The sequence below is a fragment of the Paenibacillus sp. CH40 genome, from assembly GCF_024213605.1.
GTDB classification, from domain to species: domain Bacteria; phylum Bacillota; class Bacilli; order Paenibacillales; family Paenibacillaceae; genus Paenibacillus; species Paenibacillus polymyxa_B.
In genome coordinates, this window is the sequence record NZ_JANAVQ010000005.1 from 341,322 (window position 1) to 354,541 (window position 13,220).

Genomic DNA, 13,220 nt, shown 5'->3' on the forward strand with positions numbered 1-13,220 from the left:
TGAACAGAAGTGGCTTCAGGCATGCTTATATATGATTCAATGATTTATGTTTTTGCCCTGAGCCTTCTGTTTGTATTCTCGGATGGGATTCGTCGCAATGCGAATGCTAAACGGACAGGTACAGGGCTTCTTGTTGTCGTTCTGGTGCTCCAGCTTGCTTATATGGGGATAAGAACCTGGAATGAAGGGCATCTTCCTATTTTCGTGACCTACGATTTTCTATTTCTGTTCTCAGTTATTTTGGTACTGATTTCTTTGATTCTGACACGTTATCAGCGATCCGAATTTGCGGTATTGTTGCTTAATATTATTAGTTTTGCAGTGCTAGTGCTCAACAATATATGGATGGAGCCTCTCGACAACCCGCTTGGAAATTGGCATACAGTGCATGGTCTGCTCCTGATTCATATTGCGCTGGCTAATCTTGGTTTTGTAGCAATGACGGTAGCAGCTGTATTTTCGGGGTTATATCTGTTTTTGCATCGTAAATTGAAAGTAAAGAAATGGAATGACACGATCAGACGCCTGCCGAGTCTGGAAATGATGGACCGGTATACGCATATGGCGCTGTTGATTGGTACTCCTTTGTTGGGAGTCTCTATTGTAGTTGCCGTTATTTCTATTATTGCCGAGGAACGCTGGCGTCTCTTGCTCGATACCAAGGTGCTGATGACAGCGATTGCCTTGTGCGTGTATATTATATTTTTAGTGAGCAAAAGATTGAATCAGCGTTCAGGGCTGGTGATGGCAAAGTGGGCATTGGTGGGCTACACGCTATTGATTCTTAATTTTTTGCTGAATTCCTGGTCTGTATTTCATCAGTGGACGGGAGAGTGAAAAGCCTTTTGCAGCATTTTGTCCCGATTTCGTTGAATTGTAAGAATAAGATCTGTTGTGTTGTAGGTGGCGGTAGGATTGCGGAACGAAAGGTAAAGGGGATGATGGAAAGTGGGGCATTCATTACCGTCATTAGCCCGAATATAACGCCGGATTTACAGGTTCTGGCGGATCACAAGCAGCTCCACTGGGTAAATCGCGTATATCGCGAGGGTGACCTCCAGGGAGCCTTTCTTGTATATGCGGCGACGAACCAGAGAGAAGTGAATTATGAGGTTGCGCATGAGGCCAGACAAAGGGGTATACTGGTAAATGTGGCGGATCGATCGGAAGAGGGAGACTTTATAACGCCGGGTACCATTCGACGAGGAAGACTGACGATTAGTATTTCCACAGAAGGGGCTGGCCCTGCTGTGACCACTGATATTACATCAGCTTTGAATACGTTGTTTGGTAGCGAATACGAGCCATATCTGGATTTCATGCACGATATGCGACAGATCATCAAACGTAAGATAAGTTCCCCACAGCAAAGAACCAAACTACTGAGGCGCTTGGCGAGTAGCGGAATTTTGGATCAAATACGGCGTCATGAATTTATGGCTTGGACCGAAAAAGAAATAGACCTATGGATTGCGCAAAATCAGGAGGAATAACATGCGAACAATTGTGGTAGGCAGCAGACAGAGTGCGCTGGCGTTAACTCAGACCGGGCATGTCATTGAAGATTTGAACGCGCTGTGCGCGAAGCATGGAATGGATTTGCAATTTGTCGTGAAGAAAATCCTGACCAAGGGTGATCGAATATTGGATGTAACCTTGTCCAAAGTGGGTGGCAAAGGGCTTTTTGTCAAAGAAATTGAACAGGCCATGCTGGCTGGTGAGATTGATATGGCAGTACATAGTATGAAGGATATGCCTTCCGAATTGCCGGAAGGGCTTGTCAACGGCGCTGTGCCGCGCCGTGAGGACCCACGTGATTGCCTGATCACATTGGGCGCCAAGAGCCTCGAGGATTTGCCTCAAGGGGCAAAGGTGGGCACGAGCAGCCTGCGCAGAGCCAGTCAAATCAAGTCCATGCGACCTGATCTACAATTGGAGCCTGTGCGTGGTAATATTGATTCCCGTCTGAAAAAGCTGGAGACGGAAGGTTTTGACGCTATCATTTTGGCGGCAGCAGGCTTGCACCGGATGGGCTGGAAAGAGCGAATTACGTCCTATATACCGGAAGAAGACTGTTTGCCGGCGGTTGGGCAGGGAGCGCTAGGTATTGAATGTCGTGCGAGCGATGAAGAGCTATTGGCCTTGCTGCGTCTTTACAATGACCGAGATACCTCGGCTACTGTTGCGGCAGAACGAACCTTTCTGGGCGTGTTAAATGGGGGGTGCCAAGTGCCGATCGGGGCTCATGCGGTCTGGGCTAGTCAAGAAATCAGCCTCACGGGCATGGTAGGCTCGCCAGATGGCGAGGTTATTTTGAAGGAAACGCTCCAGGGAAATGATCCGCAAAAGCTGGGAGAAGCGGTGGCGGCCAGTTTGATAGCCAAAGGAGCGGAACAGATTCTGGCGCAGGTGAGGGGATGATAGCATGGCAGGAAAAGTATATTTGGTAGGTGCAGGACCTGGAGACGCAAGATTAATTACGGTCAAGGGTTGGGAATGCATTCAATTGGGCGATGTCATTGTGTACGACAGACTGGCAAGCCCGCGCCTCTTGGGATTGATGAAGCCAGGTGCCCAAAAAATCTATGTCGGCAAGTTGCCAGATCGTCACACCATGAAGCAAGAGGAAATTAATCAGCTGCTGGTGGATTTGGCCTTGGAAGGAAAAACAGTTGTTCGTCTTAAAGGGGGAGACCCCACTATATTTGGACGAGTCGGCGAGGAAGCCGGGCTACTGCGTAAACATGGTATTTCCTATGAAATTATACCCGGCATCACATCAGCAATCAGTGTGCCCGCCTATGCGGGCATTCCAGTCACACACCGGGATATGGCCTCATCGCTGTCTATCATTACAGGTCATGAAAGTCCCGATAAACTCGACAAAAGTATTCATTGGGATAAAGTGACGAACGCAACGGGCACACTGATCTTTATGATGGGTGTAGCCAAGATCGGCTATATCAGTGAACAACTGATAAAACACGGCAAGCCGTCAAATACTCCTGTTGCCTTGATCCGTTGGGGGACCCGCGCCGAGCAGGATACGCTGGTGGGTACGCTGGCGGATATTGAAGCTAAGGTGAAGGCCGCGAATTTTCAACCTCCCGCCGTCATCGTTGTCGGAGAGGTGGTCAATCAACGTGAACAGTTAAAATGGGCTGAGGACATGCCTTTGTTTGGCAAACGGATTTTGGTTACTCGCGCGCGTGCGCAGGCCAGCAGTCTGGTTCGCCGGATTGAGGAGCTTGGTGGCGAGCCATATGAATTTCCAGTTATTCAGACGGTCGCCCCTTCGGACGAGCCAACCAAACAGGAAATTAAAGAGGCATTTGCGCGACTACCTGAATATGATTGGGTGTTTTTCACCAGCGTTAATGGAGTTGAATACTTTTTCACGCACTTAAAGGAACAGGGCAAGGACGTACGCATGCTGTTCAAAGCTCGTATTGCCGCAGTCGGACCAGCTACAGCAGCTGCGCTTCGGACACACGGAATTGTGGCAGAACAGATCGAAGGCCCTTTTCAGGCAGAAGGCTTGCTCGAAGGGTTTGAGCAGGATTTGCAGGCAGGGCAGAACGTATTTCTACCTAGAGGTGATCTAGCACGGCCGTGGCTGCCAGAAAAGCTAAGGGAGATGGGGCTTCATGTGACCGAGGCTGATTTGTATCAAACTGTGCTGGCAGCCAACACACAGGATGACGAGCTCCTCAAGCTGCTTGAGGAACGTGCCATTCATGCGATTACGTTTACGAGTTCCTCAACCGTCACCTTTTTTCTGGAAGCGCTCAGGCAAATGGGGATCCATGATCCGTTGTCGCTGCTGGAGGGAGTTACGATTGCTGTAATAGGTCCTTTGACCGGTGAGACAGCTACCCAAGCCGGTTTGACTGTGAGTTTTATGTCAGAGAAGGCAACCATTGAAAGTCTGATCCAATCGTTATGTGACTGGAAACGATCAAGTACTCTTATGACATTATAATTTTTTATTTTTGCTAATGAATGTATAAAAAATGGAGGTTTGTATTCATGAGTGTTCCTTTTACTAGACATCGTCGTTTGCGTCAGTCGGCTGCAATTCGCAGTATGGTGCGTGAGACGGTATTAAATCCCGCTGATTTTATCCAACCGATCTACGTAACATTTGGCACTGGGGTGAAACAGGAAATTAGCTCTATGCCAGGTGTATACCGTTTTTCTCTGGATCGGCTGGAGGAAGAACTAAAAGAGATTAGTGAGCTTGGCATTCCCGCCGTGCTCCTGTTTGGCATACCGGAAACAAAAGACAGTGTAGGGACTTCGGCTTTTGTGGACGATGGTATTGTTCAGGAAGCTACTCGTTTGATCAAGTCTCGTTATCCCGAACTGCTGGTTGTGGCTGATACTTGTTTGTGTGAGTTTACGGACCATGGACACTGCGGTATGGTACACATGCATGAGCATGATGGTGAGGTATGCGGTGAAGTATTGAATGATGAATCTCTGGAGGTGCTGGTACGTACAGCCGTTTCTCAGGCCAGAGCTGGTGCGGATATTATCGCGCCATCTAATATGATGGACGGTTTTGTACAAGCGATTCGGCAGGGGCTGGATCTGGAAGGCTTTTCACATATTCCGATTATGTCGTATTCCGTCAAATATGCGTCTGCTTTTTATGGTCCTTTCCGGGAAGCCGCAGATTCTGCGCCGCAGTTTGGTGACCGCAAATCCTATCAGATGGACCCTGCCAATGCACGTGAAGCATTGCGAGAAGCGGAGTCTGATGTGCTGGAGGGTGCGGATATGCTGATGGTGAAGCCTTCTCTTTCTTACCTGGACGTGATGCGCACGATTAAGGATCAATTTGATCTGCCTATGGTGGCTTACAACGTTAGTGGTGAATATGCCATGGTCAAGGCAGCCGCTCTCCAAGGCTGGATTGATGAAAAAGCAATGGTGCTGGAGATTCTGACAAGCATGAAGCGTGCGGGTGCAGATATGATTATTACCTATTCGGCCAAGGATGCGGCAAGATGGTTGAAGCAATAAGTCTATTTTCAGAAGATAGGAGTGGTCAGATTGATCGACGAACAACGGAAAGTGCGCAAGGATACGAACTCCAAAGTAGCCTTTGATGAGGCAAAACAATACATTCCGGGTGGCGTTAACAGCCCGGTACGGGCTTTTAAATCTGTTGGGATTACACCTGTATATATCGACCATGGCGAAGGATCGCGTGTATATGATATTGATGGTCAATCCTATTTAGACTATGTATGTTCATGGGGACCGCTTATTATGGGCCATGCACATCCCGAAGTGGTTAAAGCTTTACAGGCTGCTGTTGTAAAAGGAACCAGCTTCGGCGCACCAACGTTGGCAGAAACCGAAATGGCCAAGCTCGTATGTGAGCGTGTTCCTTCTATGGACATTGTACGTATGGTTAACTCCGGAACTGAGGCGACTATGAGTGCTATTCGACTCGCACGCGGATTTACGAGCCGTAGTAAAATTCTTAAATTTGAGGGATCATATCACGGTCATGCGGACAGCTTGCTGATTAAAGCAGGCTCTGGTGTTGCGACATTAGGCTTGCCCGATAGTCCGGGTGTACCTGAAGTCGTAGCTACCCATACCATCACCGTCCCTTATAATGATTTGGCTTCGGTGAAGCTAGCTTTTGAGAAATTTGGCGAAGAGATTGCCGCAATTATTGTCGAGCCAGTAGCAGGCAATATGGGAGTTGTACCGCCACAGCCTGGATTTTTGGAAGGTTTGCGTGAGGTAACCCAGCAGTACGGAAGTCTGCTGATTTTTGATGAAGTGATGACTGGATTCCGGGTTGGACTTCATTCGGCTCAAGGTCGCTTTGGTGTGACGCCGGATCTTACCTGTCTGGGTAAAGTGATTGGTGGTGGACTCCCTGTAGGTGCTTACGGCGGACGTCGGGATATTCTGGAGCAGATTGCTCCATCGGGGCCAATTTATCAAGCGGGTACGCTTAGCGGAAATCCGCTGGCTATGGCAGCAGGTTATTCGACACTTAAATTGCTGACGCCAGAAGTATACGATCGCCTGGAAGAGCGGGCAGCAAGACTTCAAGCCGGATTCCAACGTAATGCGAGCGAGCTGGGTATCCCTGTCACGATCAATCGCGTGGGTTCCATGGTTTGTCCATTTTTTACAGAAGAAAAGGTTGTCAATTTTGACACAGCTAAAACGAGTAATCAGGACCACTTCCGCCGTTACTTTACTGAAATGGTGAATGAGGGAGTCAGTGTGGCACCATCTCAATTTGAGGGTATGTTTGTGTCGGGCGTGCATACGGTAGAGGATATTGATGCCACCATTGAGGCGAACTATCGCGCGCTCAAACGTCTATGAGCTGGCAAGGTGGCTGGAAAAGAAGAGGACCGTGGCTGGAAGTCACGCCAGGACGGGAAATCACAGACGGGGAAAAAAACAATGCTGATGCTGTAGATCAGTGGTTGCTGAATCGTTTGGAATTACCGGAAAAGCTGTGGCGCAGACTGCGTCATGCAAAAGAGATTGAACTTACAGGGGACCGGCTGCGGCTGGCCCTTTTTCCTGTAATGAACCTTGGAATCACCCCTCGTTGGTATGATTTGAAGGTACTGTATGAAGATGATTTTTGCCTGGTAGTGCATAAACCGGCAGGTATGGCAGTACATCTGGACGGCGCTGTGCAGGATGGTCCGCTGACGTTGGATCATGCTGTCGCATCCTACTATGAGATGAATGGCATTCATGCGGCGGTACGGCATGTACATCGTCTGGATGTGGATACGACGGGCCCGGTGCTATATGCCAAAAATGAATTTGCGTTGCTCAAGCTGGACGAGCAAATGCGAGCTAAGGATATAGGCCGCAGGTATGTAGCTTTGGTACGAGGGAAAGTACCCCCATCGCTGCGAACGTTGGATTGGCCGATTGGCAAGGACAGGCATCATAAGCAGCGCCGTCGTGTATCTCCAACTGGGCAAAAGGCGGTTACCCATATTGAACTCGGAGAAGTATGGGGAAGCGGTCCAAGTGCAGTGAGTCTCGTATATCTGACGCTGGAGACAGGCCGGACGCACCAGATTCGCGTACATCTTAGTCATGCTGGCTACCCGTTGCTTGGGGATGTATTATACGGGGGGCGGGCTACTGATTTTGGCAGGCAGGCGCTGCACGGAGAGCGTCTTACCTTCCGTCATCCGCTGAGTGGCGAAACGATTACCGTGGAGGATGCTTGGCCGGATGATTTTCAAAAGCTACACAAACAGCTATAAAAGATGGCATGCCTTCTATTTTGGCGCATATACTTGAACCTAGAAACGGTTTGCAATATGGAGTTTCCGTGCGCCTGACCAGAAGTCAGAGGATGTGCGGAGACTGCCCAAAGGAGGATGCCATCCTTGAACAAACAACAGAATGATCAGCCGCAAGGCTTGCGTTTTGATATTTATGAACGCATTCATTTGACGGAGGAAGCTGCCGGGATTGCTGAGTTGGAGGAAATTGAGCTTCTGCCACGCATTCAGGTTGTAACCCACGGCGACCATGCCGCTTTGCGAGGGCATTTGCTGCTGGAGGGCGTGTACCGCACACCTGAACAGATCACGAGCGAGCTTCATCATTTGATTCCTGTGGAAATTACCATTCCGCTAAACCGCGTAGGGAGATTGGAAGATATCTCTGTCGAGATTGAAAATTTTGATGTGGACCTGCTTTCTTTACGTAGTCTAAACATTACAGGCGTTCTTTCTTTGCATGGCGTGGAAAGCTCGCACGCGGAGGAGACGGCGGTTTGGCTGGATGAGGAATTTACCGTAGTGCATGCACCTGAGCATCCGGTTCAATCCCTTTCCGCCGATGGAGAGCATCATGCAGAGGCCTTCTCTACCAATGACTCGTCCTCCGATTACGTTACAGATCCTGAAACTTCCTACAGGGTGCCAGCACAACAGGAGTCCGTTTCTTGGGAACAGCCGTCTGAGGACCATGAGGAACAGAAGTTATTGTCGGAACAGCAAGCTTATGAGTCGGCAGTAGATCCTAACCGATTCTATGAGCCTTGGACGGGCAAAGCAGTTGAAGACAGCTCTCCCGAGGTCAAGCATGAGCATGGGTCTCCGGAAGTGTGGGGATTTCAGCAAGAGGAAGCATGGGCAGGGGGAAATGAGCCCAAAGTATCTTCCGCATCTCCTAATATAGTATATGAACCTTTGCTGTCTGAACCGCATACTGCCACGGAGTCCGAGGTCTATCTGGAGCCACAGTTGGAAGCGAGTCAAGTAGATAACTTCGACTTCAGGCCTGAAGCGTCAGCACAGGTTAACCACGAGGCCCATGACACCTTTACTGAGGATAAGCCAGAGATGCGTGTAGCGCTCAACAGTAAAAAGGATGAAGGGGCAGACGAGCCAGACCCGGTTGTCTACTCATCATTGCTCCAATCCAGCCGTTCGGTGAAGGAAGCCGAATACCAGCAGCAGTTGGAGCAGGAGCCGCAGGATCAGGATCAGAAAGCCGAAGAAGAGCGAGAGAATGCCAAGTGGAAGAACCTTTTTTTTCATACACAAGATGAAACACCTTTTCGCAAGGTGCGGTTATGCATTGTACAGCGCGAGGATACACTGGAAACCATAGCAGACCGTTATCAGCTCAGCACACGTGAGCTTCAACTGTATAACAGATTGGCGGAGCATCATGTGGAAGAAGGACAGGTATTGTACATCCCTTGATCCGGTTGCTGAAAAATGCACGGCGGGTGTTGACTATAGTCAATGGGAAATGTATGATGTGGTATAGTTATTGAAAGACTGAGATCGGGAAGAGTAGGCAGCAAGCCCTTCAGAGAGTGGAATTGCAGCGCTGTGAGGTTCCGCAGGAAGCTACTGGCCGAAGTCACCCGGGAGTCGCCTGTTTGAACGGTTCCTCATTTAATTCCTACGGAAGATAAGAGGCTCACGGTAGAATAAGGCCGGTCCGCAACCGTTATCTGCATAAAGTGTCACACCATGTGTAATGGATCAGTGGATACATACACTAGGGGTGAAACAAAGGTGGTACCGCGAGAGAACAGCCTTTCGTCCTTTGAGGATGAAAGGCTTTTTTTATTTGCCAATTGAAAAATCATGGAGGTATCCTGATATGTCAGAACAAGACAACAAGACAACCTTGGAAATGCCAACAACGTACGATCCAAAATCAGCAGAACAAAAATGGTACAAAACGTGGATGGAGAAGGGTTATTTCCGCGCTGGGCAACATCCAGAGGCAGAGCCTTTTACAATCGTTATTCCACCACCGAATGTTACAGGTATGTTGCATATTGGACATGCTCTTGACTTTACTTTGCAGGATATTATTATTCGCGCCAAGCGGATGCAGGGATATGATGCCTTGTGGCTGCCAGGGGCAGACCATGCGGGTATTGCTACCCAAACAAAGGTAGAGCAAAAGCTGCGTGAAGAAGGCCTGACACGTTATGATTTGGGCCGCGAGAAGTTTTTGGAGAAAGTGTGGGAGTGGAAGGATCTTTATCTAGATAATATCCATAACCAATGGGAAAAGATGGGCTTTTCTCTCGATTATTCTCGTGAGCGTTTTACGCTGGATGAGGGACTGTCCCAAGCGGTACGTGAGGTATTCGTTAAACTGTACAAGAAGGGTCTGATTTATCGCGGTAAACGTATCATTAACTGGGACCCTGCTGCACGTACTGCATTATCGGACATTGAGGTGGAATACAAAGAGGTGAACGGAAATCTGTATCACCTGCAATATCCACTGAAAGACGGTAGCGGATTTATTACGGTAGCCACTACACGTCCTGAAACGATGCTGGGCGATACAGCTGTAGCTGTACACCCGGAAGATGAACGCTACAAGCAAATGATCGGCAAAACGCTTGTGCTCCCAATCATCGGACGGGAAATTCCGGTCATTGCGGATGATTATGTTGATAAAGATTTCGGTAGCGGCGCGGTTAAAATTACACCGGCTCACGACCCGAATGACTTTGAAATGGGACAACGTCACCAGCTGCCACAAATTACGGTGATGGACGAAACGGGAACGATGAATGCCGAAGCAGGCAAATATCAGGGCCTTGATCGTAGCGATTGCCGTAAGCAAATCGTCGCTGATCTGAAAGAGCAGGGCGTACTGATTCGTATTGAAGAGCACGTACATCAAGTAGGCCACAGCGAGCGTACAGGTGTAGTTGTAGAACCTTATCTGTCCACACAATGGTTTGTGGAAATGAAGCCTCTGGCAGCTAAAGCCATTGAAGTGCAGAAGGCTGGCAACGGGGTAAACTTTGTACCGGATCGCTTTGAACGTACTTATCTGCATTGGATTGAAAATGTGCGTGACTGGTGTATTTCCCGTCAATTATGGTGGGGACACCGTATTCCGGCTTGGTACGACGAAGAAACTGGAGAAGTTATTGTATCGGCGGAGGACCCTACAACTTTGCCTGAGTATGCTGGCAGAAAGTTAAAACAGGATGAGGATGTGCTGGATACTTGGTTCAGCTCGGCTTTATGGCCGTTTTCGACACTGGGCTGGCCTGAGCAGACAGAGGACCTCAAACGCTACTATCCGACTAATGTCTTGGTTACAGGCTATGACATTATTTATTTCTGGGTATCGCGTATGATTTTTACCGCGTTGGAGTTTACGGAAGAGATTCCGTTCAAGGACGTACTTATGCACGGGTTGGTTCGCGATGCGGACGGTAGAAAAATGTCCAAATCCCTCGGCAATGGTGTTGATCCGCTCGACGTGATTGACCAATATGGTACCGATGCTATGCGTTATATGATTTCCACCAGTAGCACGCCTGGGCAAGACCTTCGTTTCCGCTGGGAGCGGGTGGAGCAGGCCCGTAACTTTGCCAATAAAATCTGGAACGCGTCACGCTTTGCGCTGATGAATCTGGAAGGCGTCACTTCGGCAGATATAGACATTACTGGTGACTTAAGCACTGCTGATCGTTGGATTTTGCATCGTCTAAACGAAACTTCACGCGACATCACGCGTCTAATAGATGCTTATGAATTTGGCGAGACAGGCCGCCTTCTGTATAACTTTATTTGGGATGATTTGTGCGACTGGTACATCGAGTTTGCGAAGCTTTCCCTATATGGCGAAAATGCAGAGGCGAAAAAGAAAACGCAGTCCGTACTTGCATATGTATTGGATCGGACACTGCGTATGATTCATCCGTTCATGCCGTTTATCTCTGAGGAAATATGGCAGCATCTTCCGCATGAGGGAGAGACGATTACACTGGCTGCTTGGCCTGTTTATGATCCTTCTTTTGAGGATAAGGATGCAGTTGCAGAAATGAATTTGCTGATCGACGTAATTCGCGCTGTGCGCAATATCCGTGCTGAAGTCAACGTGCCGATGAGTAAAAAAATTGAATTACTCATAAAACCCGGTGATCAAGCCGTTCTCGATATCATTAACCGCAATGGGGAATATGTACGTAGATTCTGTAATACGTCTGAATTCGACGCGGGATTAGAATTCACCGTTCCAGATAAAGCGATGACATCTATAGTTAGCGGCGCAGAGCTATACCTGCCGCTGGCCGGACTGCTTGATATTGCCCAGGAAATTAGCAGACTGGAAAAAGAACTTCAGCATTTGAACAGTGAAGTGGAGCGCGTGGAGAAAAAGTTATCTAATCAAGGCTTTGTGGCGAAGGCACCAGCTAAAGTCATCGAGGAAGAGAAGGCCAAGCAAGCCGATTACTCAGATAAGCGCGCTAAAGTTATCGCACGTATTGAAGAACTCAAGGGATAATTTCACTCACAATAAAATGACCTGAAGGTGAAGAGGATGTCAGATACGATCAGGGGCGGAGACACGGCTCCTTTACAAAGCTATGATGAAGCAGTGGAATGGATTAACGGCTTGATTCCGTTTGGTATCAGACCCGGATTGGAACGAATTGAACAGCTAATGAGTAAATTGGGTGATCCGCAACGACATCTGAAATTTGTGCATATTGCGGGAACCAACGGTAAAGGCTCAACTTGTGCCTTTCTGACCTCTGTGCTACTGAAATGTGGGTACGATGTCGGAACTTTTACGTCTCCGTACATCACCCGATTTACGAACCGTTTTCAATTCAATGGGACCGATATTCCCGATGAAACGCTGGTTTTGCTTGCCAATCGCTTGTATCCGTTGGTGAAAGAAATCGCAGATAGTGAATTGGGATCACCTACAATGTTTGAGGTATCGACAGCATTGGCTATTTTATACTATGCTACGGTATCTTTCCCAGATGTTGTGGTATGGGAGACAGGTCTCGGGGGAAGGATGGATGTAACTAATATCGTGAATCCAATCGTCTCAGTTATTACGAATGTCGGCTATGACCATACGGATATTTTGGGAGATACGCTCGAACAGATTGCAAGGGAAAAGGCCGGTATCATCAAACCGGGTGTACCTGTCGTCAGTTGTGTTTCCCAACCCGAGGCTATTCAGGTCATACGTGAAACGGCGACAAAGCAAGGAGCTACCTTGTACCTGGCAGGAGAACAGTTTACGTATGAACGGCTAAATGGGGATGAAACAGCTCAGACCTTTTCATTCGCGGGGCCCTTCCGACATATGGAAATTGACATCACGTTGTTAGGCGAGCACCAATGTTCTAATGCGGCAGGAGCTATGATGGCACTTGAGGTCCTACGTCAGTATATGGCTTTTGTGTTGGATGATGCAGAATTGCTGGAGGGTTTTAGGCAAACTGCCTGGGCAGGGCGTCTCGAACAAGTCAGTACCTCGCCGAGGATTGTCCTTGATGGAGCTCATAATCCAGAAGGAGCACAGACGCTGGCCAAGAGTCTTCCTCAAGTGTATTCGTACAAAAAATTGGTTTTAATGATGGGAATGCTGTCAAACAAGCATCATGAAGCATACTTGCAGCATATACTGCCACTAGTGGATACGCTTATCCTGACCGAGCCCGATTTTCGCCGCAAAATGAATGCCGCTGAATTGGCTCATCTCGTGGAGAAGCTGCGGCCGTCTTATGCCAAAACGGATTTAAAAATAATTGTAGAAGGTGACTGGAAAAAGGCTCTAGGCCTGCTTCAGTCACATACGGAAGCGGAAGATCTGGGGGTGGTGTCCGGCACGCTGTACCTTATTGCGGATGTACGGGCTACCCTTATGTATCAAACCGATTCGGAAAAAGGTTGGTGAAA

Annotated in this window: 10 protein-coding genes; all 10 read left to right on the forward strand. The window is 48.5% G+C overall.

What is annotated here, in order from left to right; genetic code table 11:
• The first annotated feature begins 9 nt into the window (after positions 1 to 9).
• The 10 genes from ccsA (at position 10) to NLX73_RS17540 (ending at position 13,218) form a co-directional block, all read left to right on the forward strand.
• Entirely contained in the window at positions 10 to 837 is an 828-nt protein-coding gene (gene ccsA, locus NLX73_RS17495) for a cytochrome c biogenesis protein CcsA (RefSeq protein WP_061828817.1), read from the forward strand.
• 8 nt (positions 838 to 845) lie between these two features.
• Positions 846 to 1,493 (forward strand): precorrin-2 dehydrogenase/sirohydrochlorin ferrochelatase family protein, encoded by a 648-nt coding sequence (locus NLX73_RS17500; RefSeq protein ID WP_061828816.1) that lies wholly within the window; start codon positions 846 to 848, stop codon positions 1,491 to 1,493.
• 1 nt (position 1,494) lies between these two features.
• A complete protein-coding gene (gene hemC, locus NLX73_RS17505) occupies positions 1,495 to 2,421 on the forward strand; it encodes a hydroxymethylbilane synthase (RefSeq protein WP_254326825.1) in 927 nt (308 codons plus the stop codon).
• A 4-nt stretch (positions 2,422 to 2,425) separates the two neighbouring features.
• Positions 2,426 to 3,982 carry a uroporphyrinogen-III C-methyltransferase gene (cobA, locus tag NLX73_RS17510; protein WP_061828814.1) on the forward strand — a complete coding sequence of 519 codons (1,557 nt, stop codon included), beginning with the start codon at positions 2,426 to 2,428 and terminating at the stop codon, positions 3,980 to 3,982.
• Positions 3,983 to 4,029: 47 nt separating this feature from the next.
• Positions 4,030 to 5,028, forward strand: a complete 999-nt coding sequence (gene hemB / locus NLX73_RS17515; protein ID WP_028541574.1) for a porphobilinogen synthase — start codon at positions 4,030 to 4,032, stop codon at positions 5,026 to 5,028.
• Positions 5,029 to 5,058: 30 nt separating this feature from the next.
• Entirely contained in the window at positions 5,059 to 6,363 is a 1,305-nt protein-coding gene (gene hemL, locus NLX73_RS17520) for a glutamate-1-semialdehyde 2,1-aminomutase (protein WP_254326826.1), read from the forward strand.
• Positions 6,360 to 7,274, forward strand: a complete 915-nt coding sequence (locus NLX73_RS17525) for an RluA family pseudouridine synthase (protein ID WP_254326827.1) — start codon at positions 6,360 to 6,362, stop codon at positions 7,272 to 7,274. Before hemL ends, NLX73_RS17525 begins: the two co-directional genes overlap by 4 nt.
• Positions 7,275 to 7,400: 126 nt before the next feature.
• Positions 7,401 to 8,729 carry a LysM peptidoglycan-binding domain-containing protein gene (locus tag NLX73_RS17530; RefSeq protein ID WP_367997112.1) on the forward strand — a complete coding sequence of 443 codons (1,329 nt, stop codon included), beginning with the start codon at positions 7,401 to 7,403 and terminating at the stop codon, positions 8,727 to 8,729.
• Between the two features lie 409 nt (positions 8,730 to 9,138).
• Positions 9,139 to 11,805, forward strand: a complete 2,667-nt coding sequence (locus tag NLX73_RS17535) for a valine--tRNA ligase (protein WP_039272580.1) — start codon at positions 9,139 to 9,141, stop codon at positions 11,803 to 11,805.
• A 36-nt stretch (positions 11,806 to 11,841) separates the two neighbouring features.
• Entirely contained in the window at positions 11,842 to 13,218 is a 1,377-nt protein-coding gene (locus NLX73_RS17540; protein ID WP_039272579.1) for a bifunctional folylpolyglutamate synthase/dihydrofolate synthase, read from the forward strand.
• Positions 13,219 to 13,220: the final 2 nt, after the last annotated feature.